Annotated in this window: 29 protein-coding genes and 1 pseudogene; 23 read left to right on the top strand and 7 right to left on the bottom strand. The window is 34.6% G+C overall.

What is annotated here, in order from left to right; all coding sequences use genetic code 11:
- Positions 1-26 precede the first annotated feature (26 nt).
- The 10 genes from BQ6100_RS10675 (at position 27) to BQ6100_RS10635 (ending at position 7,817) form a co-directional block, all read left to right on the top strand.
- Positions 27-302: a hypothetical protein gene (locus BQ6100_RS10675; protein WP_075981623.1), complete on the top strand. Its 276-nt coding sequence runs from the start codon at positions 27-29 to the stop codon at positions 300-302.
- A gap of 186 nt (positions 303-488) precedes the next feature.
- Entirely contained in the window at positions 489-665 is a 177-nt protein-coding gene (locus BQ6100_RS21255; protein ID WP_159433146.1) for a hypothetical protein, read from the top strand.
- Positions 666-803: 138 nt separating this feature from the next.
- Positions 804-1,700 carry an ADP-ribosylglycohydrolase family protein gene (locus tag BQ6100_RS10670; protein WP_075981622.1) on the top strand — a complete coding sequence of 299 codons (897 nt, stop codon included), beginning with the start codon at positions 804-806 and terminating at the stop codon, positions 1,698-1,700.
- Positions 1,701-1,902: 202 nt separating this feature from the next.
- Entirely contained in the window at positions 1,903-2,289 is a 387-nt protein-coding gene (locus BQ6100_RS10665; RefSeq protein WP_075981621.1) for a hypothetical protein, read from the top strand.
- Positions 2,279-2,770 carry a hypothetical protein gene (locus tag BQ6100_RS10660; protein ID WP_075981620.1) on the top strand — a complete coding sequence of 164 codons (492 nt, stop codon included), beginning with the start codon at positions 2,279-2,281 and terminating at the stop codon, positions 2,768-2,770. Before BQ6100_RS10665 ends, BQ6100_RS10660 begins: the two co-directional genes overlap by 11 nt.
- A 601-nt stretch (positions 2,771-3,371) precedes the next feature.
- A complete protein-coding gene (locus BQ6100_RS10655; RefSeq protein ID WP_075981619.1) occupies positions 3,372-3,749 on the top strand; it encodes an ArsR/SmtB family transcription factor in 378 nt (125 codons plus the stop codon).
- Positions 3,731-5,848, top strand: coding sequence for a heavy metal translocating P-type ATPase (locus tag BQ6100_RS10650; protein WP_084780328.1), 2,118 nt, complete (start codon positions 3,731-3,733; stop codon positions 5,846-5,848). The genes BQ6100_RS10655 and BQ6100_RS10650 overlap by 19 nt, the downstream gene beginning before the upstream one ends.
- Before the next feature lie 87 nt (positions 5,849-5,935).
- Positions 5,936-6,580, top strand: a complete 645-nt coding sequence (locus BQ6100_RS10645; protein ID WP_075981618.1) for a pentapeptide repeat-containing protein — start codon at positions 5,936-5,938, stop codon at positions 6,578-6,580.
- A gap of 62 nt (positions 6,581-6,642) precedes the next feature.
- On the top strand, positions 6,643-7,221 hold the full coding sequence (locus BQ6100_RS10640) for a DUF7010 family protein (protein WP_075981617.1): 579 nt from the start codon (positions 6,643-6,645) through the stop codon (positions 7,219-7,221).
- 287 nt (positions 7,222-7,508) lie between these two features.
- Complete coding sequence (locus tag BQ6100_RS10635; RefSeq protein WP_075981616.1) at positions 7,509-7,817, top strand: hypothetical protein; 309 nt, start codon at positions 7,509-7,511, stop codon at positions 7,815-7,817.
- A 220-nt stretch (positions 7,818-8,037) separates the two neighbouring features.
- Here BQ6100_RS10635 and BQ6100_RS21250 read toward each other — a convergent pair whose 3' ends face one another.
- A complete protein-coding gene (locus BQ6100_RS21250; protein WP_159433145.1) occupies positions 8,038-8,187 on the bottom strand; it encodes a hypothetical protein in 150 nt (49 codons plus the stop codon).
- A 110-nt stretch (positions 8,188-8,297) separates the two neighbouring features.
- Here BQ6100_RS21250 and BQ6100_RS10630 point away from each other — a divergent pair.
- A pseudogene (locus BQ6100_RS10630) lies at positions 8,298-8,843 on the top strand (N-acetyltransferase family protein).
- Positions 8,844-8,914: 71 nt separating this feature from the next.
- Here the strand turns inward: BQ6100_RS10630 and BQ6100_RS10625 are convergent.
- Both BQ6100_RS10625 and BQ6100_RS10620 read right to left on the bottom strand, forming a co-directional pair.
- A complete protein-coding gene (locus tag BQ6100_RS10625; protein WP_315970017.1) occupies positions 8,915-9,469 on the bottom strand; it encodes a DUF1259 domain-containing protein in 555 nt (184 codons plus the stop codon).
- A 285-nt stretch (positions 9,470-9,754) separates the two neighbouring features.
- Positions 9,755-10,072: a hypothetical protein gene (locus BQ6100_RS10620; RefSeq protein ID WP_075981615.1), complete on the bottom strand. Its 318-nt coding sequence runs from the start codon at positions 10,070-10,072 to the stop codon at positions 9,755-9,757.
- A gap of 303 nt (positions 10,073-10,375) precedes the next feature.
- Here BQ6100_RS10620 and BQ6100_RS10615 point away from each other — a divergent pair, with 303 nt between their 5' ends.
- Together BQ6100_RS10615 and BQ6100_RS10610 are read left to right on the top strand one after the other, a co-directional pair.
- A complete protein-coding gene (locus BQ6100_RS10615; protein ID WP_075981614.1) occupies positions 10,376-10,597 on the top strand; it encodes a hypothetical protein in 222 nt (73 codons plus the stop codon).
- A gap of 117 nt (positions 10,598-10,714) precedes the next feature.
- Positions 10,715-11,140, top strand: coding sequence for a DUF456 domain-containing protein (locus BQ6100_RS10610; RefSeq protein WP_315970016.1), 426 nt, complete (start codon positions 10,715-10,717; stop codon positions 11,138-11,140).
- A 52-nt stretch (positions 11,141-11,192) separates the two neighbouring features.
- Here BQ6100_RS10610 and BQ6100_RS21455 read toward each other — a convergent pair whose 3' ends face one another.
- The gene (locus BQ6100_RS21455) at positions 11,193-11,348 is read right to left on the bottom strand and encodes a hypothetical protein (RefSeq protein ID WP_173719830.1); all 156 of its coding nucleotides are present in this window, start codon (positions 11,346-11,348) and stop codon (positions 11,193-11,195) included.
- A gap of 249 nt (positions 11,349-11,597) precedes the next feature.
- On the opposite strand from BQ6100_RS21455, the gene BQ6100_RS10605 reads away from it, so the two are divergent.
- The 5 genes from BQ6100_RS10605 to BQ6100_RS10585 all read left to right on the top strand — a co-directional run bounded on the left by BQ6100_RS10605 (position 11,598) and on the right by BQ6100_RS10585 (position 16,982).
- Positions 11,598-13,166 (top strand): acyl-CoA synthetase, encoded by a 1,569-nt coding sequence (locus BQ6100_RS10605; RefSeq protein ID WP_075983521.1) that lies wholly within the window; start codon positions 11,598-11,600, stop codon positions 13,164-13,166.
- Between the two features lie 229 nt (positions 13,167-13,395).
- Positions 13,396-14,430, top strand: a complete 1,035-nt coding sequence (locus BQ6100_RS10600; protein WP_075981612.1) for an ROK family transcriptional regulator — start codon at positions 13,396-13,398, stop codon at positions 14,428-14,430.
- Between the two features lie 51 nt (positions 14,431-14,481).
- The gene (locus BQ6100_RS10595) at positions 14,482-15,729 is read left to right on the top strand and encodes an MFS transporter (RefSeq protein WP_075981611.1); all 1,248 of its coding nucleotides are present in this window, start codon (positions 14,482-14,484) and stop codon (positions 15,727-15,729) included.
- Positions 15,730-15,741: 12 nt separating this feature from the next.
- A complete protein-coding gene (locus BQ6100_RS10590) occupies positions 15,742-16,566 on the top strand; it encodes a Cof-type HAD-IIB family hydrolase (protein ID WP_075981610.1) in 825 nt (274 codons plus the stop codon).
- Between the two features lie 35 nt (positions 16,567-16,601).
- Positions 16,602-16,982 (top strand): VOC family protein, encoded by a 381-nt coding sequence (locus BQ6100_RS10585; RefSeq protein ID WP_075981609.1) that lies wholly within the window; start codon positions 16,602-16,604, stop codon positions 16,980-16,982.
- 60 nt (positions 16,983-17,042) lie between these two features.
- Here the strand turns inward: BQ6100_RS10585 and rpsN are convergent, their stop codons facing one another.
- Both rpsN and BQ6100_RS10570 read right to left on the bottom strand, forming a co-directional pair.
- Entirely contained in the window at positions 17,043-17,228 is a 186-nt protein-coding gene (rpsN, locus tag BQ6100_RS10580; RefSeq protein ID WP_066366377.1) for a 30S ribosomal protein S14, read from the bottom strand.
- Between the two features lie 867 nt (positions 17,229-18,095).
- Positions 18,096-19,022, bottom strand: a complete 927-nt coding sequence (locus tag BQ6100_RS10570) for a cation diffusion facilitator family transporter (protein WP_097677910.1) — start codon at positions 19,020-19,022, stop codon at positions 18,096-18,098.
- 447 nt (positions 19,023-19,469) lie between these two features.
- On the opposite strand from BQ6100_RS10570, the gene BQ6100_RS10565 reads away from it, so the two are divergent.
- Positions 19,470-20,297 (top strand): Cof-type HAD-IIB family hydrolase, encoded by an 828-nt coding sequence (locus BQ6100_RS10565; protein WP_075981606.1) that lies wholly within the window; start codon positions 19,470-19,472, stop codon positions 20,295-20,297.
- 99 nt (positions 20,298-20,396) lie between these two features.
- Here BQ6100_RS10565 and BQ6100_RS10560 read toward each other — a convergent pair whose 3' ends face one another.
- Positions 20,397-20,774 (bottom strand): hypothetical protein, encoded by a 378-nt coding sequence (locus BQ6100_RS10560; RefSeq protein ID WP_084780324.1) that lies wholly within the window; start codon positions 20,772-20,774, stop codon positions 20,397-20,399.
- Between the two features lie 281 nt (positions 20,775-21,055).
- Between BQ6100_RS10560 and BQ6100_RS10555 the strand changes: the two genes are divergently transcribed.
- The 4 genes from BQ6100_RS10555 (at position 21,056) to menC (ending at position 25,025) form a co-directional block, all read left to right on the top strand.
- A complete protein-coding gene (locus tag BQ6100_RS10555) occupies positions 21,056-22,288 on the top strand; it encodes an MFS transporter (protein WP_075981605.1) in 1,233 nt (410 codons plus the stop codon).
- Positions 22,289-22,376: 88 nt separating this feature from the next.
- A complete protein-coding gene (locus BQ6100_RS10550; RefSeq protein WP_075981604.1) occupies positions 22,377-22,694 on the top strand; it encodes a DUF3784 domain-containing protein in 318 nt (105 codons plus the stop codon).
- 323 nt (positions 22,695-23,017) lie between these two features.
- Positions 23,018-23,875 (top strand): MurR/RpiR family transcriptional regulator, encoded by an 858-nt coding sequence (locus tag BQ6100_RS10545; protein ID WP_075981603.1) that lies wholly within the window; start codon positions 23,018-23,020, stop codon positions 23,873-23,875.
- Positions 23,876-23,885: 10 nt separating this feature from the next.
- Complete coding sequence (gene menC, locus BQ6100_RS10540; RefSeq protein ID WP_075983519.1) at positions 23,886-25,025, top strand: o-succinylbenzoate synthase; 1,140 nt, start codon at positions 23,886-23,888, stop codon at positions 25,023-25,025.
- Positions 25,026-25,093: the final 68 nt, after the last annotated feature.

Here is a 25,093-nt window from a genome sequence, read left to right as displayed (position 1 = left end):
TGCTAGAGATGGGGAGGGAGATGTATTTGAATCAAAATCAAGATAAAAATGGGTCAATGAGTGACCTATGGATTGGTATTTTTATTTCAATTGGGATATATTTAGGAGCACTTATGCTTATTTTTTCCATGTTAGGACTATTTAGCTTCATTGTTGCTCTAATTGTATATTTAGTCGTCATTGTTTGGGCTTTTAATAAAGGAAAAAAAAGAATGGGACAGGGGCTGTTAATCGGTTTTGCAGTAGTCATATTGCTTAATGCAGCCTGCTTTGGATTGCTGATAACCTCCCTTTCAGGATAAGTAGCTATTAATAATGCCAGGCAGAACTTTTGACAGCTTCTTTATTAAATAATTTTTATTAATTCTATCTATTTGGTTGTTAATAAGGCATTGTCCTATTTTTCTAAAATTCCTATTATTTTAGTGGTGTAAACGTCAGCATTTCCAGATATTAGCTAGAGCAGGATTAACAATTATGATTCAGAATTGGAAAGGTCCAGTGGCCATTACGGTCTTCAAGCGATTTATGAAGGCGTCGGTATGGCAAATGGAACAATAATTGAAAGAATAAACCAAGCATTGAACAAATATAGAGGCTGTCCCATATTAAGATGCATGGCATCCGAAGGGCAGCCTCTTTTCTATTATAATAGAATTATCTAAAATGAGAAAAAGAGTGTTCCTTCAATTATATAAGAAATTGGAGGAAGATTAGTTTTGAATATGACATATAGAAATTACCATTCATCTATATTCGATTTTCTTAATAACAAATCCTAGTCCAAAATTATATATAGGGGGATGAAAAAATTGTTAGATAAAATAAAGGGCGGATTATTCGGTGTTGCCATCGGTGATGCTATAGGCGGGACAACGGAATTTATGTCAGCTGATGAAATTATCAAGAGGCATGGTCGCCTCACTGATATGATTGGAGGAGGGGTATGGAATCTAGAACCTGGTGAAACGACAGATGATACTGCTATGACCATGGCTGTTTGTGAAGGGATAATAATTAATCCTGAAGATCCCATTCCATATATTGGAGAGAGTTTTTTAAAATGGTACGACTCAAAACCAAAGGACATTGGTAATATAGTGGAATCTGTCTTAAGACAATATAACGGAGATTGGTTTCAAACTTCAAAGAAGGTCTGTGTTCAAATGGATGGGATGTGTGCTGGAAATGGAACACTTATGCGAACCTTACCAGTTTCACTCGCTTATCCTTCATTACAAAAAATGTTAGAAATCACTCACCTTCAATCAAATATGACACATAATGACGAAGAAACAGCCTATATTTGTCAAATATATAATAAAATAGCCCATCGGTTATTAAAGATGGAATCAATTAATGAAGCGATAGAAAAGGAAATAGATGGTTCGGGCTTCACATCTATTTACAAAAAGAGACCGATAGTACCTCCTGATGGTTATGTCGTAAATACCTTCTTCTGGGTACTCTATTATTTGTATCATATTGATGATTTTCAAGAAATTGCATTTGAAGCTGCTAATAATGGAGGGGACAGCGACACTATTGCTGCAATTGCATGTGGGTTAAAAGGAGTAGAGGTGGGGTTTAATAGGCTTCCTGAGGATTTAAAAAATAAAATTCTTGTAAAAGCGGAATTGAATGAGCTTTCAGAAAAGCTATATATATTAAGAATGAGGCTTGAAGATAATGCGATTTGAATATATATATTATGGTAGTTGAAGTAAATATTTCTAAATTCTACAAGAACCATCCAAGAACATAAGATATTATTACTAGATATTTTTTGTCCAATTCCTAACTTTTGTCGTATTTTTTGATTAATGAAAAGCAAAGTGGTTTTATTTGTTGTATAATGAGAACTTGTGAGAGAAAAGATTTAAGAGATGGAGGATATATATAATGTTAGGATGGGCGTTAACCATACTATTCGGCATTTCAGCAGCGTTGCTCATTTATTCTTTAGTACAAATAAAACAATCTTCAAATAAAGAGCAAAGAGAAATTGATTCTATTTATTTTTCCATGATGGAAGAAATCAGTAAACTGCAAAATCATATTCGTAACCTCGAATTGGATGTAGAAATTATATCTCAGAATACAGAAAATAAGGCTATATCAAATGAAGAAAGAGCTTTATTGCGAGAACTGCTAGACTTGTATAAAAGAGGATACTCCGTTCAAAGCATTGCTGGAGAGAAAAATATGAATGAAGTAGAAGTAGAACAAATATTGGCTCCTTACAAAGCTTCCAAAAAGGAAAGGAGTGCCACTGTAAATGAACGCTAAGTTGATTTTCAGTTTTGCAGCAGGACTATTTCTCTCTTCAACCATTCTAGGTGGCTTTTATTTATCAGAAATTGAGGCAAATACTAATAATGGTACTAGTGTAAAGATTCCAACGGAAAAAGAAATGAAAGATAAGTTAACTTCTTCAGGATATGTGATCCATACAAAAGAGGAGTTCAATAAGGTCATTGCAAGTGTTGAATCAGAAAAAAATGAAAAAGAATCATCAAGTAAAGAAAATAAATCTACTAGTAATGCAAAAGAAAAAATAATTTATCGAACATTTCTTACGGTTTCTGAAGGTATGACAAGTATTGATGTTGGGAAAGTATTGGTTAGGGCAAATATCATCGACAATGCTTATGCTTTTTCTAATAGAGTGGAAAAGAAAGGGTTGGCGAACAACCTGCGACCTGGGACATATAAAATTGATAGCGATATGACTGCAGATGAAGTTATTTCGATTGTGTTTAAAAAATAAGTATAAAAAGCTAGAAATTTTTTTAGGGTGTTAGCCCCACATCATTAATCAGGATGAGGGATCCTAACACCTTTTTATATTTCAAAAATAATATTTATACAATAAACAGGAGCGTATGTTCGGTAATTTTGATATAATTGAGAAGCAATAGATGTGGAAGCTCTTGGGTGGTTAGCTCATCCCCAGATGAAAGGGGGTGGTGCTGTGTCAGTATTCGAAGCGTTAATGTTTGCCTGTGCGTTTGCAAGCTTAATCTTAGCAATCCTGTCATTTAACCAAAAAAAATAACCCACCCATGAGCTGCTAGGCAATAGGTGGATTATCCCGCTATTAGCTGACCCCCTTGAAGGGAATCTTCTATTGGGAGACCGATTGGTGTAACTAGCACCAACGGTCTTTTTTACTATATGCATTTTGATACTATCATTATACCTAATCTATTTTGGAATAGCCAGTTAGGATCTTTAGGTAAATAGATATTATTTAACTTTTTAGAGCTAATACTCCAAACGATGTATTTCATTCAAATACCTATTTGAATATGAATAAATTCAGAGTATACTAAATTCAAATGAATCTTTGAATAAAAAGTGGTGAGAAGATGAAAAGAAATGATACGTGTGAGGTTTATTGTTTTGATGAAGAGAAGGTTAATCGCTTACAGGGAATGTTAAAAAAAGTGGATATGGCAAAAATGGCCCTTATATTTAAGGCTTTGGCTGATGAGAACAGGGCGAAAATTGTCTTTGCTTTATGTCAAGATAAGGAACTTTGCGTGTGTGACATTGCTAATATTATTGGTTCTACTGTAGCAACCGCTTCTCATCATCTCCGAACACTACATAAGCAAGGAATCGTCAGTTTCAGAAAAGAAGGAAAAATGGCCTTTTATTCAATAGATGATAAATATATTATGCAGCTCGTTCATATTGCATTACACCAACAAGGAGGTGAACTTCAATGTCTGAGCAGGAAGTAAAAACGTACCGTGTTCAAGGATTTTCCTGAGTGAATTGTGCTAAAACGTTCGAAACGAACGTGAAACACCTGGATGGTGTTTTAGATGCGACAGTCAATTTTGGTGCTTCCAAGATAACAGTGACAGGGAAAACGACGATTGAAGAGCTTGAAAAAGCTGGAGCATTTGAAAATCTAAAATTACGTGCAGAAAGTGAAAAGAAGGTTAAAGGAGAGCCTTTTTGGAAACAAAAGGAAAATATTAAGGTCTATATATCTGCAGTTATTCTAATAATCAGTTGGTTAATTAGTAGACAATATGGTGAAAATCAACTACTTTCAATAATTGGTTACGGTGTAGCGATAATTATTGGCGGATACACGTTGTTTATTAAAGGGTTTAATAATCTCATCCGCTTCATTTTTGATATGAATACACTTATGACAGTGGCAATTTTGGGAGCTGCAGTTATCGGAGAATGGAGCGAAGGGGCAACCGTTGTTATCCTTTTTGCCATTAGCGAGGCGTTAGAACGTTTTTCCATGGATAAAGCTCGTCAATCAATTGAGTCGTTGATGGATATTGCGCCGAGAGAAGCATTAATTCGCCGTGGAGTAGAAGAAATTATTGTTGAAGTTGAGGATATTCAAATCGGAGACGTCATGATAGTTAAACCTGGTCAAAAATTAGCCATGGATGGAATCGTGATTAAAGGTACCTCCACATTAAATCAATCTGCCATTACTGGGGAAAGTGTTCCAGTTACAAAAACGATTCAAGACGAGGTTTTTGCAGGAACCTTGAATGAAGTAGGGTTGCTCGAGGTAAAAGTTACAAAACGAGTAGAAGATACGACTTTATCAAAAATCATTCATCTAGTAGAAGAAGCACAGGCGGAAAGGGCTCCTTCTCAGGCATTTGTCGATAAATTTGCTAAATACTATACACCAATTATTATTGTGCTTGCCCTACTTATTGCGATCGTTCCACCAATAATATTGGGCGGAGATTGGAGTGAATGGATTTATCAAGGATTAGCAGCCCTGGTCGTTGGTTGTCCATGTGCCCTGGTCGTTTCCACACCAGTAGCAGTTGTAACAGCAATAGGAAATGCAGCTCGAAATGGCGTGTTAATCAAAGGTGGTGTGTATCTTGAAGAGGCAGGGGCCATTAAAGTCATTGCTTTTGATAAAACAGGTACATTAACAAATGGAGTTCCAGTTGTAACAGACCTCATCACGTATGATTCTTCCAAAGACGAGGTACTTACCATTTCAGCCGCGATTGAAAAAGGGTCTCAACATCCACTTGCCTCTGCAATAATAAGGAAATGTGATGAAGAAGGGTTAAACTATCATGAAGTAATGGTAGAGGAGTTCCAATCCATAACTGGTAAAGGTGTAAAAGCCGTAGTTAAACATGAAATATTCTATATAGGTAGCCCCAAGCTGTTCAAGGAATTACACAAAGTGATTGATAGTGACAAAATGCAAAAAATAACAGATTTGCAGAAACAAGGGAAGACCGTTATGATTTTAGGGACAGAAAAGAACCTTCTTGCCTTATTTGCTGTGGCAGACAAATTAAGGAAATCTTCAAAAGATGTAATTCGCAAATTACACAAAGCAGGAATCGAAAAGACAGTGATGTTAACAGGGGACAACCAACGAACCGCCGAAGGGATTGGAAAAGAAATCGGGGTTTCAGAAATTAAAGCAGAACTTCTTCCAGAAGATAAACTTAACTTTATTAAGGTACTTCGAACAAATTACTCGAGTGTCGCAATGGTGGGAGATGGGGTTAATGATGCACCAGCTTTAGCAGCATCCACTGTCGGTATCGCAATGGGTGGAGCTGGAACTGATACAGCTATTGAAACAGCTGATATTGCAATAATGTCCGATGATTTAAGCAAATTGCCATATACGATAAAATTGAGTCGCAAGGCATTGGCAATTATCAAGCAAAATATTACCTTCTCTATAGTGATTAAAGCAATTGCCTTATTATTAGTTATTCCAGGATGGTTGACTCTTTGGATAGCAATATTTGCTGATATGGGAGCAACATTGATTGTTACATTAAATAGTTTACGGTTATTGAAGGTGCGCGAAAAATAATGTATATGAAAAAAGTTATCCTGTATGGTTTCGGGATAACATTTTTATGATATCTTTAAGATACAATTTATAATAAAGGTGACCAAAATGCCGAAAAAACAAAAAGTAGAAGAACCAAGATTACCAAAGATTTTATCTCCAGCAAATTTTCAAGAAATATTCTATAAAGAAGACCCTTATCTCGAAAGCTGTACGATATCAAATTGCATCATTGATAAAGAGAAGATAGATAAATTAGTATTTTCACAAGTAATTTTTCAAAATGTTACTTTTAGTGAAGTTGCTTTCAAGAATATTGAATTAATTGATGTTGTATTTGATCATTGTGATTTATCTAATGCAGATTTAATGGAAGCAATCATCCACCGAGCAAAATTTAAGAATTCAAAATTACTTGGAGTCAATCTATCAGAGTCCAATCTGAAGAATGTTCATTTTGAAGATTGCAATTTAAACCTTAGTTCCTTTGGATATAGCTCCTTAAACCAAGTTATGTTCGATAGTTGTTCGCTAAGAAATGGAGATTTTTACGAATGTGGATTTAGTCATGTGAATATTCAACAATGTGATTTAGATGATGTCAATTTTATTGGAACCACTTTAAAAGGGGTCGACTTGAGCAATTCTAATTTTAATCGACTTTCGGTTGGAATTGAGGATCTTGAAGGTTGTGTTGTATCATCAGAACAAGCTATCGGATTTGCTGCCTTGATGGGTTTGGTTATAAAATAAGGTGCCAGGCACCATCCAATATTTGGATGGTGCCTGGCACCTGAATTGGAGGAATTACAAAATTGAGTATTAATAATGTAAGAGATGATTTAATCATTAGAACAAAAAAAGGAATTTCCATGATTTATGTTGGGGTATGCTATTGGCTGATTTTGGGTGTTTTGAGTTTTATTGAAATGGACATCAAATTATTAGGGCTGATATACTTTATAGGTGCTGGAATGATCTTCCCAATGGGAATAATGGTATCAAAACTGTTGAAAATGGATCTTATGGCAAATGACAATCCTTTAGCCCCGATTGGTGGAGTATTGGGTGGGATGCAAATTCTTTTTTCTCCTGTACTAATTCTTATTTATGTAGAACATATCCAATGGCTACCATTCTTTATTGCCGTATTAACAGGAGCTCATTTCCTCCCCTTTGCTACGATATATAAAAGCAAGGCCTACATTTTTCAATCCATTGCAGTGATAGTGGTTACCTCAATTATAGGATTGATTGCAATGGAAAAAATTTATGTGATTTTACCTTTTGTCTTAAGTGCTATCTATTTTTGCACATGTCTTTTATTGATAGGTGAAAATAGAAAAGTGAAAAACTCGGATCCAATGAATATGATTAAATCAAAAAACGTTTAATATATTAATACTTGTAAACATAACTCCGACTTGCTAAACCGATTTATCAAACAACATTTATTTTAATAGCTCTTATAAAATCTATCATGAAAATGATAGATTTTTTTGTAAACCATAAACAAGTGAAGATTCCTTGAAGAGTATCATATGGTAAAATGTAGTAGGAAAATATCTTTATTAAAAAAGGATTAATTTCAATAAGGGATGAAATAGAAACCGATAGATTTTTGGATTATTATTGAAGAAAATTGTGGTCATATAATTAGAAAGAGAGGAATACTAGGGGAATGGAAATCTACCAATTAATAAGATTTATTCTTATCATTTTTATTATCAGTCTATTAGTTATGTCCATTGTTTTATTAGCACCAAAAAAATTTAAAACAATCGTCAATGGATTCACAGTTGGCTTTATTTCAATTATTTCAATATTAGTATCCAGTATTATATTAATTATTATTGGATACATAGCAGATGAACAAAATAAGAATGGAGATACTCTTTCCACCTTTTTATTTTTTATCATTATCGGAATCAATCTAATCAATTGGATAATTTACAAAAGTTTTTATGCAAAACCAACTGATGCTAATTAAGTATTTGTAATTTGAGAGGACTAGTACTTGAAAAAATATTAATTTTAGGGGAATTATTTGCTATCCAAGTAAAATCCCTCTTTCCTTTTGTTGAATTTATCACCATGTTGATGAGCCTTGGATTTTCTATTTTCCTTTTTTAAAAAATCCAAGGGTTGCTTTTATATAAGGGCTACCTTCTAAGCAGCACAAATTTATAGAACTAAATTTAATAAAAACCTTAATGAACTTGTTTAGGGCTTTGATCTTGTATTGGTACATGTTTAGGAAGATCGAGTTTTGACTTTTCACCGGGATTATCAGATGCAGTAAGGTCGTTTCTTTGATCTAAAACTCTACCTGTATAGGTCACTGCATTTCTTTTCGCCATGATTTTTCACCTCCATTACATAGGATGGCTGAATTTAATGGACAAATGACAGGGAATTTCTACTTTCTGTTATTGCAATAAGTAAACAATGAAGAGGGACAGAGAAAAAGATGATATTTAATAAAAAGGAATTTTTTGTTAATGGTTTAAAATATACTATTAGATCTGCCAATGAGACTGATGCAAAAGAATTATCAGAATTAAGATTAACGATTGATGGCGAAACCGAAAATATGGACAGAGAAAGAGGGGAGGCCTTTATTGATACCGAAGGCTTCAAGCATTTAATAAAGTCGGACACCTAACTTCCAAGAAACCTTTTTTTAGTAGCTGAAACTGATAATCGTCTCGTTGGTTTTTCAAGATGTGAGGGAGTATATTTAAAAAGGTTCTCTCATAAAATTGAGTTTGGTGTATGTATATTAAAGGAATTCCAGGGATTAGGGATCGGGAAAAATCTTTTAAAAGAATCCATATCCTGGGCGGATTCAAACGGAATAAGAAAAATGATATTATATGCATTAGAAACAAATGAATCTGCGATAAACTTATATAAAAAGCATGGATTCGTAACAGAAGGTTTATTAAAAAACGACAGAGTTCTGTCAGACGGAAATTACTATAATACCATTGTTATGGGGAGATTTATTGAATAGAGTAGAAAAGATTTAAACCCATTTTGATTAGTCAAAATGGGTTTTTAGCTATTATTAAAAATGCACTTCCTTTAAAAAAGTCCAACTCTTCTAGCAGCTTCAAAGCTATTCCTTGCAAATTCAAATGGATCCCCAACATTTTCCCAGTGCATGTACATTAATCGTGGTTCATCAAAAAGCCAATGGTTATGAACAGCAGTAACAATTAATCCTCGTCTCCTTAATTCAGTTAAAAATGGATTAATCTCTTTTTGAAGAATCACAGTTTCACCTAAATTTAGGGTTTCACCTTTTCGATTGTTTTCAAAGGAAAGCGCGAAGGGAAGGGCTAATGGGGATTGGGTGCGACGGCCTAAAATCGTTGCATTGATATTTCTAAGACGTTGAACGACGCAAACAGGAGCTGCAGTGATGACCTCGCCACCAATAATATCAGCAAGCTGTTGACAGGTTGAAATTTCCCTCCTTCTATCACCATGACGTGATTCTTTTTTACTACTCTTTCTTGTCATATTCCCATGAAATTCTGAAGGGGATTCGTCTTTTTTATCAAACTCATCTCTTAAATCACGATTATCCCGATTTGAATTCAACAATAACTGATCCCAAAATTCTCTTCTTTCCATCCAATATCATCTCCTTTACCTTTTGTTTTCAGTTTATTCAGAGATAAGGGACATGTTTAGTTTATTAACCTAGGACAAGCAACTTTTCTAAATAGATGGGAGCTAACGATTAATAGCGGTTGGAAAAAAGGAAAAGTGTCTTTCGTAAGGGTTATGAAGGACGAATCCCGGTTGGATAACAAGCAAAGCGTCTTTCATCATAGAAATAATCAAAACTATTATATTTGAGATTCCGTAAATAAAAGAACACCCCATGCATAGGGGTGCCATTAATTGTTGTAAAGCTCATCCTTGAACTTTGACATGATGAAAACCATCATTATTGACATATACTTCATACCACTGATATTTTGCGGACTTGAACCATTCGAACTGTGACAGATAAACCAAATATATCATATTACCTTCAGAATCCAGTATTGTCTTAAAAATCTTTGCGGCTCTATAGCCAAAGGTTTGGTCCAAGTAACCTTCTATGCCTTCTCTAATTAAATTCTTTAGATTTTCTTTTTCCTTTTTATGTAGCTCCATCAGTCCATCAATGAAGATTCCCATCAAGATAAAAGTAATAATAAATAAAACAACAACTAAAAGCTTTAACACAAAATAACCTCCTACATAATTGTAGAAAACTTGATGCAATTTTTGACTTTCGAGAGCTCAACTCTGCTCTTGTTAATCGTATGAATCATAAAAATTGTACATTTGAAAGTAAAAAAAGGTTGTGATATAAATAACATTTTTCCAATAAAAAATAGCCCTTTACCAAAGTTGTAAAATATTAAGAATTTTGCTTTTTCTGTATATTCAAGGTACGATTTGACAAATTTTATTTAGTAAATTGCAGATTGAAACATTTTTTGAAGTAATTCGTATGTAATCCTATCAGAAGAAAAGAGGGGAGATATGAATGAATGTCGGGTTAGAGCAAGGAGAGTTTGTACATGTGTATTTGTATTTCCAAAAGAGGAGCAAGTCGAAGAGGTTACAGTAAATACAGCACAATTGGCCGCAATATTAAACACAAAACAGGTATGGATTGAAAGCTTTAGTCAAAACCTGAAAATAGAAAATACAGTATGGTCTTTTAGGAACAATAAAGTCTCTTTTCAGATTTACTTGAAATAAGGTTATTTAATAAAATGAATTTACATAAAGGTAACATCACAAAAGGAGACGTTAACGATACTTAACCTATTATTTTGGATCATTATTATCGCTTGTTTTATCTTTAGTTTTGTAGGATTGATATACCCAATTGTTCCGTCTGTGCTAATCATTTGGGGTGGGGTTGTATTATATCATTTTGGAATAAATTCAAATGAGCTGTCATGGATTTCGTTTACTATGCTTCTTTTATTAACAATTCTGTTGTTTTTAGCTGATTATTTAGCAAATCTTCATTTTGTGGATAAAGCGGGTGGCTCTAAATGGGGAACAAGAGCAGCAACAATTGGGTTAATTGTTGGAAGCTTTGTGATTCCGCCTTTTGGCGTCATCATCATTCCATTTGTTCTTGTATTAATCACAGAAATGGTTCAAAAGAAAGCAATCAAGGAAGCTTTAAAAGTTGCGTTTGCTACCTTAATTGCCTTTTTAAGTGGTACCTTTGCAAAAGGCGTTATCCAGCTAATTATGGTTGTAGTCTTTTTTATAGATGTCTTCATTTAATCACTGCCACCATATAATTGGGTGCAAATAAAAAATAACCTCATTTTTGAGGTTATTTTTTATTGATCTGGCGTCCACTTTTTTTCTGACTTTGTGATTTTGAGTTTCCCATTTGGTAGTCTGTTCCTAATTCAACATCATTCCTTTTATCATGTTTTTCGATTTGCTCTCTTGTTTGATTGTTGTTTTGGATTCCTTGTTTAGACATAATTTATTTCATCTCGCTTTCTAAAACTTTGCTTTTATTATGCGCAAAATCATTGAAAACATAAGGAAAAACGCTAAGGTACTTTTTTAAAAAATGACTAGATGCATATTGTTTAATAAATATAGTACCAAGTAATAAAACTAGATGTTATAATGTGATATAAGGTTAATTTTATTGGTGATTAAAGGAGTTCTTGAATTAACCATTCAGAATAATTTAAAAAGAGGATGACGTACCTTGAATTTAAAGATGTTAATTGCACCAGAACATTATAATATTGCAAACGAGATTGATCAGCATTTCACAGAAAAGACAGCTTTAATTTTCGAAGATGAGTTAGGTGAAGTGAAAACCATTACCTATTCTAGTTTAATAAAAAAAGCAAACCAACTCGCCAATGGATTAACCGGCTTAGGATTAAAAAAAGGAGATCGGGTCGTTGTTATGACGACTCGTCTAATTGAATCCTATTATATTTACTTAGCATGTTTAAAGGCTGGATTGGTCATTAGCCCAACTTCTGAAATGCAGCGAGCGAAGGATTTAAGCTATCGACTAAACCATTCAGAGGCAAAGGCAATAATTGCTTACCATCCATTGGTTACTGAGTTTGACCTAATTAAAGAAGAAACACCGCATTTACAATATAGGATAGCTTTTGGACAAAAGGTACCAGGCTGGCATTCAATGGAAGATCTTATGGCTAGTGAGTTAGAAACTTATACTACAGTTGATACTTCCAGTGAGGATTATGCCTTTCTTGCATACACCTCTGGAACCACAGGTATGCCCAAAGGAGTGGTGCATAGTCACGGCTGGGGGTATGCTCACTTAAGGACTGCTGCTTCTAAATGGTTGAATATTGGCCAAAATGATATTGTGTGGGCAACTGCAGCCCCAGGCTGGCAAAAGTGGGTATGGAGCCCATTTCTATCCATCCTTGGTTCTGGGGCGACAGGTTTTGTATGTAACAAAAAGTTCAGTCCCCATCAGTATTTACAACGACTTCAGGGTTATAAAATAAATGTGTTATGCTGCACCCCAACGGAATACAGGATGATGGCGAAAATGGAGGATATAAATACCTTTAATCTGTCTCATTTGCATACAGCAGTCTCTGCTGGAGAAGCATTAAATCGAGAAGTAATCGACATCTTTCAAAAGAATTTTGGAATCCAAATCCGTGATGGTTATGGTCAGACTGAAAGTACCCTCCTTATTGCAAATTTAAATGTAAAGCCTGAAAAAATAGGATCCATGGGGCAGCCCTTGCTAAAGGATTATCTCGAAATTGTGGATAATAACGGAAGACCTGTTCCTAGTAATGAGGTTGGTACCATCGCTATCAGAAAGGACTTCCCTGCTTTATTTAGCCATTATTACAAAAATGAGGAAAAGACAAAAGAGGCATATCGAGGAAACTATTATTTGACTGGTGATAGAGCTTCTAAGGATAAAGACCATTATTTTTGGTTCCAAGGCAGGAACGATGATGTCATCATTAGCTCTGGTTATACGATTGGACCGTTTGAAGTAGAGGATACATTAATGAAACACGAGGCTGTCAAAGAGTGTGCGGTTGTTGCTCATCCGGACTCGGTCAGAGGAAATCTTGTAAAGGCATTTGTTGTTTTAAAAGAGGGAATTGCCGAGAGTGAGCACTTAGTAAAAGAGCTCCAACAGTTTGTAAAAAGATTAACCGCGCCTTATAAATACCCAAGAATCATTCAATTTATCAAATCACTACCCAAAACAGATTCTGGGAAAATTAAAAGGGTTGACCTACGGAATGGTTATTTTGAAAATCCATTGAGATAACAATATTTCTATAATAAGAGCGTCTGTCTGGGATGGACGCTCTTTTCCATGAACATTTGAAATTTATTGGCATTTGGGATATACATTTAAAATGGCAATTCATTCAAAAAAGCAAAGATAAAAATATATTCCTAAGATATTCTTTGAATCCATTAATCCAATATGTTATATTTTTAACATTCACTTATTAAAGATGTTTAATAAGTCCGGAATTAGGGTGGTGATATTGATGAGTAAGCTTATTGCGACTCCAAAATCAATGAGGAATGTTATCCTTCGTGGCATTCGCACAACTCTTCTAGAACTTGGAAGTGCAACAAAGGTTGAACTATGTGAAAAACTAGGAATAAGTTTTCCAACAATCAGTAAGTTCCTTACACAGATGGAAAAAGACGGGGAACTATTGTTAGTTGGTCTTGATGATTCAAGTGGAGGAAGAAGGGCAAAACGTTATACATACAATCCTGAGCATATGTTGGGTTTGGCCATTTTCTTAGAGAAGTCGGAAACAAATTACATCATATTTAATTGCTTAGGAGAAGTGAAGGAGCAAGAAAGAACGGAAAGTGTACTGGTCAGCGATGATTTAGGTCTTTTAACCAAATGTATTGAAGGGGTCCTTGAAAAATATCCGAAAATCAGTTCAATTGCCATTGGTGTACCGGGTTCCGTTAATCATGGTCGAATTTTTTATATTCCGGGCTATGAGCAATTTCATCACTTCGATTTAAAAGGATATTTGGAGGGACTATTTTCAATCCCTGTCGTCGTGGAAAATGATATGAACGCTGCCGTTCTTGGTTATCACAATAATCATAGGAAAAATGACAATCCATCTCTTGTCTATTTGTATTCTGGACAAAATGGACCAGGTGCTGGAATGATCATTAATGGAAATGTCGTACGTGGAAGTACTTCATTTTCCGGTGAAATCTCTTTCGTCCCTCAATATGATCATTCTAATTTTCACCAGGCTTTTTTAAAAAATAGTGGTAAAAAGGGAACCATGATAAAAGAGGACAGAGAAATCGATGCGATAAGCCGGCTAGTCGCAACCTTTGTATCCATCATTAATCCACATACCATTATTTTTTCCAAGGATGAGGTGGACTTATCAATTATTGAGCGAATTGTTTCGACCAGCTCTACCTATGTACCTTCAGAGCACCTTCCAGAGTTTACCATGAGTGATTGGAAGCAAGATTATTTAAATGGCTTACTAAGCCTGGGGCAAGAACTCATGGTTTCAAGGTCTAACAGGTGAAATAACATCAATAATAGAATACTAAAAAATTAGATTAAGGCGGGTTCGAATATGGCAACATTCTTTTTAGTAATTATCTATTTGGCTTTTATCAGCTTAGGATTACCTGATTCTTTACTAGGAGTGGCATGGCCGGTGATGAAATCAGATTATGGAGCTCCGTTGGAGATGGCGGGTTTGTTCTCAATGACAATTTCAATTGGAACCATCATCTCTAGTTTAGTAAGTGGAAAGGTTCTTAAAAGATTTGGAACGGGAAAGGTCGCCTTTGTTAGTACCTTGATGACTGCTATCGCTCTATTAGGTTTTAATTTTGCTCCATCTGTTATTTGGATAGTCATCTGTGCGATTCCGCTTGGATTAGGGGCCGGGGCGATTGATGCAGGGCTAAACAATTATGTCGCAACACATTATAAAGCACATCATATGAGCTGGTTACATTGTTTCTGGGGAATAGGCGCCACTCTTGGGCCAATCATCATGGCCCAGTATATTTCAGGAGAAAGCTCTTGGAGAAATGGATATTTTACCATTGCTGGTATCCAATTCGCATTAGTTATTGTTTTATTCTTAACATTACCTTTATGGAAAAGAAACGAAAGCAACAATTCTAAAAATGAAATAGAACAATCAAAAAGTGAAATGAGGAATGAAAATACTCAAAAGACGAAGCCCTTGCAAATTAGGGGAGTGAAGCTTGCCCTCATATCCTTCTTCTTTTATTGTGCTGCTGAAGCAACTATGGGTCTTTGGGGAAGTAGCTTTCTAATTAATAATAAGGGGTTATCCACGAGTGTAGCTGCCAGGTGGGTATCCCTTTATTATGCCGGTATTACCATTGGGAGATTACTAACTGGCTTTATTACCTTAAGGGTTAGCAATCGTATAATTATTCGAATTGGGCAAGTTACTGCATTAGCCGGCACAATCTTATTATTTTTACCATTGCCATCAAGTTTTTCCCTTATTGGTTTTATCCTGATTGGATTAGGATTGGCTCCAATTTTTCCATCTATGTTGCATGAAACACCAACTAGATTTGGTAAGGTAGAATCTCAAACCATTATGGGCTATCAAATGGCTGTAGCATACACAGGTAGCACGTTTATGCCTCTATTTCTTGGGTATTTGGCATCCAAAATAACAATTGAAATCTTCCCGTTCTTTATTGCTCTTTATGCTCTAGCAATGATTTTGAGCTCTGAGAGATTGAATAATCTATTGAACCTAAAAAAGGGTGATTCTCAAAACTCGATTGTACAGGTTTTTTTTACAAAAGAAGGGGCTAAAAATGAATAAGGAGGGATAATTATGGGGATTAAACTAATAGCAGTAGATATGGATGGAACGTTTCTAAACGATCATATGGATTTTGACCGTGAGCGTTTTGCTAAACAATATCAACAATTAAAGGAAAGAGGAGTTCACTTTGTTGTAGCGAGTGGAAATCAATATTACCAATTAAAATCCTTTTTTGGAGAGTTCCAAGATGAAATCAGTTATATCGCTGAAAACGGTGCTTTTGTTGTGGATCGTGGGACAGAAGTATTTTCTGTTGAGATTCCAAAAAAGGATGTAAACCTCATTATCGAAGAAATTTCGAGGTATCCGCAATTATCCTTTGTATTATGTGGAAAAGAAAGGGCTTATATTCTAGAAAATGAATCCGATGAGTTTTATCGAATGGTGAATTTATATTATCACCGTTTGAATCGGGTACAAGATTTTGAAGGAACGAATGATAAAATATTAAAATTTGCTTTATCCTGCCCCATGGACCAAACGGATTACCTAATAGGTTTGCTTAAAAGGAAAATTGGTCATCTTGTCACACCAATTTCAAGCGGTCATGGGAGTATCGATTTAATCGTCCCTGGTTTTCATAAAGCTTCGGGTCTTCAACTACTTCAAGATAGATGGGGGATTAAAAAGGAAGAAACCATGGCATTTGGCGATGGAGGCAATGATCTCGAAATGCTAAAAAGTGTTCAATATGGCTTTGCCATGGAAAATGCGAGTGATGAAGTTAAAATGATGACGAAATATAGAGCACCCTCAAATAATAATTATGGAGTTCTCGAAATCATTGATCAATATTTTTCAAGGCTTGGACCATTTAAAGAAATAATAGATTAGCATAAGACAATGGATAAAAAAAAGGAGTGAAAATGTTGGAAATTGAACATGTAGCCATATGGGTAAAGGATTTGGAAGGCATGAAATCCTTCTATGAAAAATATTTTAATGGAAAATCGAATGAAAAATATCATAACAAAGATAAGGAATTTGAATCCTATTTTCTTCATTTTGATAGCGGAGCAAGAATAGAGATTATGCGGAAATCCAGTGTGAATATACGAGATCTGGAAAATCGATTTGGATGGGCGCATATCGCATTTTCTCTTGGGAGTAGGGAGGCAGTGAATCAATTGACAAGGCAATTACAAGAGGATGGATATCACTTGGTCAATGGTCCACGTATGACCGGGGATGGGTACTACGAGAGTGTCTTTGAAGACCCAGAAGGTAATCTAATAGAATTGACGGAGTGAGAATAAAGAACAATTTCTGATGCTATTAATATAAAAAAAGCCTCCTATCATGGAGACTTCTTACCAGCTTGCTTTCTTTACACCAGGAATTTGTCCTTTATAAGCAAGTTCTCTGAAGCAAATACGGCAGAGTTTAAATTTACGATAAACAGAATGTGGACGGCCACATCTTTCACAACGAGTATATTCTTGAACCTTAAACTTAGGTGTACGTTTTTGTTTAACAATCATGGACTTTTTAGCCATATGATAAACCTCCTTTTCATTTTGGTAGGAGACTTTATTAATTATAATACAATAATTATTCTAATAACACAGGTATCCATTGGTAATTAACAAGGTAAATAATTTTACTAAAAGATTGGTTGTGTTAAAGCTTATTGTTGATATTAAGACGTGTTGATCTACGTTTCAGGCGCGAAGACTCCTCTAAAAATGCTAAAGCATTTTTATCGTGCGATGTGATTTCAATGAAGCCTATTCAATGTCCTCTAAAAATGCTAAAGCATTTTTATCGTGCGATGTGATTTCAATGAAGCCTATTCAATGTCCTCTAAAAATGCTAAAGCATTTTTATCGTGCGATGTGATTTCAATGAAGCCTTTTCAATGTCCTCTAAAAATGCTAAAGCATTTTTATCATGCGATGTGATTTCAATGAAGCCTTTTCAATGTCCTCTAAAAATGCTAAAGCATTTTTATCGTGCGATGTGATTTCAATGAAGCCATTTCAATTTCCTCTAAAAATGCTAAAGCATTTTTATCGTGCGGTGTGATTTCGATGAAGTCTTTTCAATGTCCTCTAAAAATGCTAAAGCAATTTTAACGTGCGATGTGATTTCGATGAAGTCTTTTCAATGTCCTCTAAAAATGCTAAAGCATTATTATCGTGCGGTTTGATTTCAATGGAGCCTTTTCAACGTCCTGCGGGAAAACGGGGCAGGGGAGACCCCGCAGGAGCGTTAGCTAGAGGTAAGCTCCCCGTCACGCCCGCGAACCGTTCGCGCCTGGAACGGAAATCAACATTCAAGTTTAACAAAGCCAAAAGATTAATAAAGGGTAGATTCTTAGATTAAAAAAGAATGTAGAAAATTTCTCTACATTCTTTTTTAAGTTAAATAATAAAATTTTTTCCATACTGACCATGGTTATTGATCACAGGATTTTCAATCTGTACAGTAGTATGCTCAAGTAAATATTTATCCTTTAAAAGTTTGTTAATTTCAGAGATTAGTCTGTATGGTTCATAATTTTCTTGAATAAAAATATGTGCTGTAAATGAGTAATGATCTGTTGTAATTGTCCAAAGATGTAATTCATGAACATCTTTAACCCCATCCATTTTATTTATATCCTCCCGAATGATTTCAAGATTGTACTTTTTCGGAACCGCTTCCATTAATATCAAAAAAGATTCATGAATTATCTTTGCCCCACCAACAAAGATTACACCACCAATTATTAAGCTGATGATTGGATCGAAAACAGAAGAATTTGTAAAATAAATGAATATCCCTGAAAGAATCACACCAATTGAGTTCAACAGGTCTCCTATAAAATGCCAGAGGGCACTTTTGATATTTAAGTTATTTTCAGCCCTCGTACTACGAACTAGTACAATCGTAAGTATAATATTTACTAATAAACCAATGGAAGCCACAATGAACATAAAAGTTAAATCTACATCTCTTGGACTAATAATCCTCTTAATCCCTTCAACAAAAATTCCTAAAGAAATAATAATTAATGCAAGCCCATTTAAAAAGGATGCCAAGATTTCAAAACGAAGAAATCCAAAGGTATACTTTTGGGTTGCATTTTTGGTTGCCATATAAATAGCAGTAATACTCAAACCTAAAGCAAGAACATCAGACATCATATGTGCAGAATCAGATAAAAGAGCCAACGAATTAGCAATAAGACCACCAACAATTTCAACCAGTGTGAAAAAGAGAGTGAGAGCTAATGTAATCCACAGGGTTTTCTTTGATTTCTGTTGTTCTTTAACATGCTTTAAGTGGTGAAAATCATAGCTTTTCATTTTATTCATCCCCTTATATGACCATCATACTTCTTTCAAAATTGCATTGTCAATTTAATTGAGAAAATTATTTTCTAATTGATAATAAGACTCATGTAGAGAGCTAGTTTAATAGGGATTTTGTTAATTGATAAGGATTATTAATGATAATTATTATTGTTTGCGGGGGTAAAAAATGATAATTAATATAATAATAATAGAAGCAATATTTAATAAGAAGCTTTTGTTATATTTCGCGAATTCTGCTTATATCATTGATAAAAGCCTATAAAATAGGGGGTAATAAAAATTCTTCACCTTATTTATTCGGTAGTATCTATAATATTTATGGTAGAATGTTGCATAGAATGATATTTTAGTATAATGAGATGGTGTTTTTAACGGTAGACAAAGTGCTTCGATCAAATACATCTTGTTTAACAACATAGAAAGAGGAGATATGTTAGTATGGGATACAAATTAATTGCGAGCGACATGGATGAAACATTATTAAATGATCAACATGAAATCAGCCAACGAAATATCGATATCATAAAAAGGGCAAGAGAAGAGTATGGTGTAAAATTTGTACCAGCAACAGGAAGGGGATTTATGTCCATACAAAGATATTTAAAGGATCTAGATTTGTATGATGAAATAGGAGAATATGTTCTTTCCTTTAATGGTGGGGCAATTACCGAAAATAAGGACAATCGATTATTGCAATTTAAAGGTTTAAATTTTGATAAAATGAAAGAAATTTTTGAGTACGGTTTGAATAAAGATGTGTGTATACGTCTTTATACAAAAGATACACTATATGTTTACAATTTGTCTGAGAGCGAAAAAGAAAAAATAACAAATGCAAAGGAAGTATGCACATTTGTTGAGGAAAATTCGGTGGATTTCTTGAAGGATGAACCTATTGCAAAAATTCTCTTCCAAAATATGGACGTTCCGTATTTAATGTCATTGGAACAAGATATGAAGCATATTACCGAAGGCCATTGTACTGTAAGCTATTCTTCTAATCGATATATGGAATTTAATGCATTAGGTGTAAATAAGGGACAAAGTCTAAAGGACTTAGCGAAAATGTTAAATATCGATATCGAAGACACCATAGCAGTCGGCGACAATTATAATGATATGGCGATGTTGAAGGTCGCTGGATTATCCGTAGCTGCAGGAAACGCGGTTGAGGATGTAAAAAAAGTATGTGATTATACAACGAAATCTGATAATAACGAAGGTGTTATTGCTGAATTAATTGAACAGTTTATCTTTAATAAATGATAAAAATTGAGAAAGCTGCCAAGAGGGCAGCTTTCGTTTTGTAATGGTATATTTATAAACGCAATATGTTTTTTTTAATGTAATTGTATCTTTATGATTTTATTCAATTTCCCAAGATAAAGTGAATTCACCTTTATGTTTTTTACCTTCAACCTGCATCTTATATTTATCAGGTTCTTTAAGTTTCAAAGTCTCTCCAGATTCCAAGAATTGAATAGTCTTTCCGTTAGAATCAATTACCTTTGCATGGATTTTTCCTTTTTTTGTGTCTGCTGAAAAGGTTGCACGTAGTGTTTCACCATCTTTTACTTTAATTTTTTTAAAATAGTGACCTGTAAAGCTATTGTATTCTCCATATATTTTATTATTAAAAGCTTCAATCTCACCAATGGTAATTCTATAAGACCCACCTGAACATCCAAACAGGCTGAAACTCATTACAATCACTAATAAAAAGGGCATTAGTTTCTTAATCATGAAAAACCCACCTTTCAAATGAAGTATAGAGGAAGGAGAACAATTCTGAGAATGATATAAATATTCTAGCACTTAATGGGTAACCTGTAACATTATCATATGTATGGAAAAAGAAACCTTTGTGTCTATCGTTAGAGTAGTCAACATGTTAATATATTGGTGAGTGTATATAGATCAAATCAAAAATATAGATGAAAATTTTGGCATTTTTGGCATGGGAATTAGGTATCATTTTTAGTCAGCTATATTTGATTAAATATGCATAGAAGGTTGTGGATAGAGTGAATTCACCATCAGAACAAGCAAGGAATAATTGGAAGAGAAATATTATTCTCTTTTTAAGTAGTCAAACCATCTCTCTCTTTGGTTCATCCTTAGTTCAATATGCGATTATGTGGTATATCACGCTACATACTAAATCGGGTGTAATGATGACGGTATTTATCATTTGTGGATTCATACCAGCCTTTATTTTATCTCCAATAGCTGGAGTTTGGGCAGATCGCTACAATCGTAAAATTTTGATAATATTATCGGATGCCATGATTGCTCTTGCAACATTAATTTTGGCAATAGTTTTCTTAATGGGCTATGATGCAACTTGGTTACTCTTTTTTATGGCAGCAATCCGAGCTGTGGGAACAGGTATTCAAACCCCTGCTGTAGGTGCGATATTACCGCAAATTGTGCCAAAGGATAAATTGACGGGTGTGAACGGAACAAATGGGACCATACAAGCAGTTATTATGTTTATTTCACCAATGGTCAGTGCGGCATTATTAACCTTGGTTTCAATCGAAATGATTTTCTTTATTGATGTCATAACGGCAGCCATGGCAATTCTCACGTTATTCATATTTTTTCATATTCCTGTCCACAAGAAGGCATCTATTAAACAAGACACAAGCTATTTCAGTGACTTAAAGGAAGGCATTATCTATATCCATAATCATGATTTTTTAAAGAAATTCTTTCTGTTTTTTGCTATTTTCTTCGTGCTACTAGCACCTGCTTCCTTTCTCACACCTCTTCAAGTAACTCGCTCATTTGGAGATGATGTTTGGCGGTTAAGTGCAATTGAAATCGTGTTTTCAGTCGGAATGATGATAGGTGGAGGAGTCATTGCATCATGGAAGGGGTTTCAAAACAAGGTGCATACGATGATGTTATCGACTCTTATCATGGGTGCATGTACCTTTGCACTCGGAATTGTCCCTATTTTTTGGATTTACTTAGTTTTTATGGGGATATTTGGAGTCGCCATGCCTATTTTTAATACACCAGCTACTGTGTTATTACAGGAGAAGGTGGAGGAAAGTTATTTAGGAAGAATATTTGGTGTCTTTGGGATGATTTCGACATCCATGATGCCAATTGGTATGCTCATTTTTGGTCCAATTGCTGATATCATTAGAATAGAATGGCTTCTCATTGGAACAGGAGTACTTGTATTTATTTTGGCTTTCTTCCTGGGCAAAAATAAAGAATTACTGGAAGCAGGAGGAGCGGTATAAGAATCGACTCTATTTATTGTCGAGTTTAAAACTATATTACTAAATAAATGTCAGATAGAAACGAAAATTTTTATAGGAGGAGATAAAAATGATCGTTACAGGCATTATCATTGGCTTCTTTGTTATCTTTGGAATCGTCTTATTAAATGGTAAGGGTTCGTTCTTAATCGCAGGCTTCAACACCTTACCAAAAAAAGAAAAAGAGAAGTATGACATTGTTGCTTTATGCAAATTCATGGGGAAAGCGATGTTTGCATTATCATTTAGTATGGTGTTTTGGATACTTAGTGACGCATTGAATATTACATGGTTATTTATCTTGGGATTTGTTTTATTTATTGGTATTGTTGTATTTATCCTTATTTATTTGAATACAGGAAATCGCTTTAAGAAGACAAAGAACTAATCAAGTCTGTTTATTGATTAGTTATACTTTAATCAGGTTAAACGTTATGATAAAATAAAAGTCCTTGGCAGGGGCAGCATACTATATATGATTTAAATAAGCAGGAATTTCCTTATGGGGATTCCTGCTTATTTTATTTTTGAAGAGCGTGTTTTACTACAAAATCTATCAGACCTTAACAAAAATCAGAAAATATGGAATTTTTTTCTTTACAAACGAAACAGCAATGTATTATATTAATTTCAGAAGTTGAAACTTCATTTATTGAAATAAGGAAGTTTCAACTTCAGTGGTATCCAATCGAAATATGAGGAGTAACTTATATGCTGAAAGAAAGAATCAAACAACATTACGATCAATTAACCAAACATCAAAGGAAAATAGCGAAATTAATGATGAATGAACCTGAGGTTGTAGCCTTAAAATCAGCAAAAGAGATTGGAAATATGACTGGTACAAGTGAAACAACGGTGATTCGATTTTGTTATTCTCTTAAATATGATGGATATTCGTCATTACAGGAAGAAGTGAGAAAAACAATTCTTTCACCATCTGAAAAAGAAAGTCCCATTAAAAAGTTTAGAGAAATGACTGAACAATCATTAGAGGAAGATGAACTAATTTCGTATACCTTGGAACAGGACCAATTTTATTTGAATAAAACATTGAATTCACTTGAAAAAGAGCAAATTCATCAAATCATCCAATCGATTATCCAAGCAGACAATGTTGTTGTAGTTGGGTTAAGAACATCGAGTGCTCCAGCCAATTGGCTTTCTCAAACTCTAAACATAATAAAAGGTAGTACATTTTTATATCGTGGAGAGACAGAAGATACGAGCTACCTACTAGCAAAGATAAAAAAAGGCTCTTTAGTTATCACCTTTTCCTTTCCAAGATACTCGGATGCGACGATTTCTTATGCTCAAACCGCAAAAGAACTTGGGGCAAAAATTATTTCAATCACAGATGATGAACTCTCACCTGTTGGTCGTATTTCTGACCATGTCTTAAAGGTCTATACGCCAAGCCCGAGTTCAATCAAAGGGATGCCCATTATATTCTCAGTCTTAAATGTATTGATTTCAGGTATCATGACTTCGAATAAGGAAAAAGTTCAAAAGCGAATTCAGTATTACAATGAGATTAGCGAAAAATATCAATCTTTCTTTAGAGAGTGAGGAAAATATCTTGAATATTGAGAAAATCCAGCTACAGCGTTTAAAAATGCCGCTCAAGTCAAGCTTCGAAACGAGCTTTGGAACGACTGTAGAGAAAGACTTTATCATAGTCCGTGCATTTGGAGATGGAAAAGTTGGATTTGGAGAAAGCGTTGCGTTGTCCTATCCAACCTACAATGAAGAAACGACAGATACTGTTTGGTATATGTTACAAACATATCTGATCCCTGCTTTATTTCTTAAACCCATTGAAACACCAGATGATTTAATAGGAATCTATCAACCTATTAAACGAAACAAAATGGCAAAAGCCGCTTTAGAAGGTGCTATTTGGGATTTATATGCAAAACAGAAAGAAGTCCCATTAGCTACTGCACTTGGTGGAACCAAAGATGAAGTTGAAGTAGGAGTAAGTATAGGGATTGAGAAGGATATTCCAACCCTGTTGAAAAAAGTAGAAGGAGTGATTCAACAAGGCTACAGAAAAATAAAAATAAAAATCAAGCCAGGATGGGATATTGAACCAATAAAAGCCATACGCAAGGAATTTGGAAATGATGTTCCTCTCATGGCAGATGCGAATTCTGCCTATAGCTTAAATGATGCAAAAACTCTCATAGAATTGGATAAGTATAATCTAATAATGATCGAACAACCTCTAGCTCATGATGACATCTATGACCATTCTAAACTTCAACCCCTTCTTTCTACTCCAATTTGCTTAGATGAAAGCATACATAGTGTAGAGGATGCAAGAAAAGCAATTGAACTACAAGGTTGTAAAATAATCAATATCAAAATAGGACGAGTTGGGGGATTATCTGAGGCCAAAAGGATTCATGATTTATGTGAGTCTTACAGAGTTCCGGTATGGTGTGGTGGAATGCTCGAATCAGGAGTTGGAAGAGCACACAACATTGCGATTGCTTCGTTAAATAATTTTACCATCCCAGGGGATACCTCTGTTTCGAATCGTTATTGGGAACATGACATCGTTGTTCCCGAGGTAAAGTTTTCCCGCCCTGGATACTTATCTGTTCCAAAACAAATTGGGATTGGCTATGAAATCAATGAAAGCAGCGTAGAAAACTATTTATTAAAAGAAAAAGAGTTTCAAGCTGCCTGTTCAAAAAGCTTTACAACAAATTGAGTTTGCGGTTTGCAGGAAATAATAGGTGCCAGTCGGTTATTAAGTATGAAGAGTAAGGGGGATTAGAC

It is taken from the genome of Bacillus massilinigeriensis (genome assembly GCF_900117315.1).
Taxonomy (GTDB): domain Bacteria; phylum Bacillota; class Bacilli; order Bacillales; family Cytobacillaceae; genus Bacillus_BE; species Bacillus_BE massilionigeriensis.
Note: the sequence above shows the minus strand (reverse complement) of the source record. Positions and strands in the feature narration are given on the sequence as shown.

What these genes read in the sequence shown, in the direction of transcription:
- rpsN (WP_066366377.1), bottom strand. Translation starts at nt 17,228, where the DNA reads ATGGCTAAAAAGTCCATGATTGTTAAACAAAAACGTACACCTAAGTTT.
- BQ6100_RS10660 (WP_075981620.1), top strand. Translation starts at nt 2,279, where the DNA reads ATGAACGCTAAGTTGATTTTCAGTTTTGCAGCAGGACTATTTCTCTCT.
- BQ6100_RS10550 (WP_075981604.1), top strand. Translation starts at nt 22,377, where the DNA reads ATGATCGTTACAGGCATTATCATTGGCTTCTTTGTTATCTTTGGAATC.
- BQ6100_RS10545 (WP_075981603.1), top strand. Translation starts at nt 23,018, where the DNA reads ATGCTGAAAGAAAGAATCAAACAACATTACGATCAATTAACCAAACAT.
- BQ6100_RS10635 (WP_075981616.1), top strand. Translation starts at nt 7,509, where the DNA reads ATGGAAATCTACCAATTAATAAGATTTATTCTTATCATTTTTATTATC.
- BQ6100_RS10645 (WP_075981618.1), top strand. Translation starts at nt 5,936, where the DNA reads ATGCCGAAAAAACAAAAAGTAGAAGAACCAAGATTACCAAAGATTTTA.
- BQ6100_RS10560 (WP_084780324.1), bottom strand. Translation starts at nt 20,774, where the DNA reads ATGATTAAGAAACTAATGCCCTTTTTATTAGTGATTGTAATGAGTTTC.
- BQ6100_RS10625 (WP_315970017.1), bottom strand. Translation starts at nt 9,469, where the DNA reads ATGGAAAGAAGAGAATTTTGGGATCAGTTATTGTTGAATTCAAATCGG.
- BQ6100_RS10600 (WP_075981612.1), top strand. Translation starts at nt 13,396, where the DNA reads ATGAGTAAGCTTATTGCGACTCCAAAATCAATGAGGAATGTTATCCTT.
- BQ6100_RS10665 (WP_075981621.1), top strand. Translation starts at nt 1,903, where the DNA reads ATGTTAGGATGGGCGTTAACCATACTATTCGGCATTTCAGCAGCGTTG.
- BQ6100_RS10670 (WP_075981622.1), top strand. Translation starts at nt 804, where the DNA reads ATGAAAAAATTGTTAGATAAAATAAAGGGCGGATTATTCGGTGTTGCC.
- BQ6100_RS10615 (WP_075981614.1), top strand. Translation starts at nt 10,376, where the DNA reads ATGAATGAATGTCGGGTTAGAGCAAGGAGAGTTTGTACATGTGTATTT.
- BQ6100_RS10590 (WP_075981610.1), top strand. Translation starts at nt 15,742, where the DNA reads ATGGGGATTAAACTAATAGCAGTAGATATGGATGGAACGTTTCTAAAC.
- BQ6100_RS10655 (WP_075981619.1), top strand. Translation starts at nt 3,372, where the DNA reads ATGAAAAGAAATGATACGTGTGAGGTTTATTGTTTTGATGAAGAGAAG.
- BQ6100_RS10595 (WP_075981611.1), top strand. Translation starts at nt 14,482, where the DNA reads ATGGCAACATTCTTTTTAGTAATTATCTATTTGGCTTTTATCAGCTTA.
- BQ6100_RS10565 (WP_075981606.1), top strand. Translation starts at nt 19,470, where the DNA reads ATGGGATACAAATTAATTGCGAGCGACATGGATGAAACATTATTAAAT.
- BQ6100_RS10570 (WP_097677910.1), bottom strand. Translation starts at nt 19,022, where the DNA reads ATGAAAAGCTATGATTTTCACCACTTAAAGCATGTTAAAGAACAACAG.
- BQ6100_RS10605 (WP_075983521.1), top strand. Translation starts at nt 11,598, where the DNA reads ATGTTAATTGCACCAGAACATTATAATATTGCAAACGAGATTGATCAG.
- BQ6100_RS21250 (WP_159433145.1), bottom strand. Translation starts at nt 8,187, where the DNA reads ATGGCGAAAAGAAATGCAGTGACCTATACAGGTAGAGTTTTAGATCAA.
- BQ6100_RS21455 (WP_173719830.1), bottom strand. Translation starts at nt 11,348, where the DNA reads ATGTCTAAACAAGGAATCCAAAACAACAATCAAACAAGAGAGCAAATC.